Annotated in this window: 2 protein-coding genes; both read right to left on the reverse strand. The window is 45.0% G+C overall.

Translation table 11 applies throughout. From position 1 onward, the window contains the following. A partial coding sequence (locus HGJ91_RS12725; protein WP_291348184.1) for a response regulator occupies positions 1-441 on the reverse strand: 441 nt, incomplete at its 3' end. Positions 442-474: 33 nt separating this feature from the next. Beyond that, a complete protein-coding gene (locus tag HGJ91_RS12730) occupies positions 475-1,335 on the reverse strand; it encodes a PHP domain-containing protein (protein WP_291348185.1) in 861 nt (286 codons plus the stop codon). Positions 1,336-1,528: the final 193 nt, after the last annotated feature.

Here is a 1,528-nt window from a genome sequence, read left to right on the forward strand (position 1 = left end):
TCTGTTTTTGCCTATCATGTTGGCAAAACCGAAACGGGTCTGAACCTCGTTGCGGAGACGTTTATTTTCCTTGGCCAGCAGATAATGTTCAATGGCTTTTTTTATACTGACAACAAGCTCATCATTTTCAAAAGGCTTGGTCAGGTAATTAAAGGCCCCGGCCTGCATGGCCTTGACAGCTTTTTCAACCTCGCCATAAGCTGTTATCATGATAATCGGCAAGTCTTTATTGTGGGATTTAACGGCCTTGATCAATTCTAGACCGTCCATGACAGGCATTTGCATGTCTGTGACCACAAGATCCAGATCCGTGCCCAGGACAATGTCAAAGGCTTCCTTGCCGTTTTGAGCGCTGAAGACTTCAAAACCTTCATCTTTTAGCAGCTCGGTGAGGACGATGAGGTAATTCGGTTCATCATCAACAACCAGAATGGTATTCATGTTACTGGACTCTTTGTTTGATTTCTATAATCTTCAGCCTTCAGTCTTCCGTGCAGCCGGCAAATGCGCCTTCAATTTTTCCACAATTTCATCAGAAACACTTTGACCTCGATCCATACAGCCCAACCGTGACCAGGGGTGGAGCAGTCCGTGAAAATCGCTTCCTCCGGTTGCAAGGAGACCATGCTCCGCACAGAGTTTCACAAGTTTGAAGCGAAATGGGGGAGGGTGAGAAGGATAATAAATCTCTATGCCGGCGAGTCCCGCAATCTGTAATTTCAGGACCATCTGGACTAAAGATTGAAAAGTCATGTTAATGATGACCGGATGAGCCAGGACAGCAATACCTTTTGCCATGTTGATCATCTTAATGGCCTGATCCGCCGGCAAAGATTTACGCGGTGTATAGGCACTTCCTTTTTTGCCGAGATACCGGTCAAAAGCTTTCTCGGTTGACGAGACAAATCCTTTTTTTACCAGCAATCTGGCAATATGGGGCCTGCCTGTCTGGCCGGATTTTGAGATCATATCCAGTTCAGCCAGGGATATGTCAAAGCCAAGAGCCTGCAATCTGGCGATAATTTTGTCGTTTCTGTCGTTTCTGGCTTTTTGAATTTCTTTGAGATTCTCGAAAAGGAGAGGGTCTGTATGGTCAATGCCATAGCCGAGAATATGTACCGGATGTGAATCAAAGCTTGCGCTGAGTTCAATGCCTGCCAAAACATCAATGTTGTGTTTTTTCCCCTGGACCATGATTTCGGCAATACCCTCGGTCGTGTCATGGTCCGTCAGGGCGATAGTCTGCAGGCCGGTTTTCCGGGCCAGCAGGATGATTTCCGCAGGAGTCATGGTTCCGTCGGAATATGTTGAGTGAATATGAAGGTCAAAGGGCATTGTTCATGTGTGGAAAAGGTAAAATTTTAAAATGATGTATCATACGCTGGAAGCGGCTGATTTTTATTTCAGCTTCAGATTTTTGCCTGAACATCTAATCTGTTTCCCTGAATTGTGATTATACCATGAGATAGGGCCGGGATGATTTTTTTTAATACGAAACTTGTTTGTGTGATATTATATGAAAGACGTG

The organism is Desulfobacula sp. (genome assembly GCF_014237455.1).
In the GTDB taxonomy this organism is placed as follows: Bacteria; Desulfobacterota; Desulfobacteria; order Desulfobacterales; family Desulfobacteraceae; genus Desulfobacula.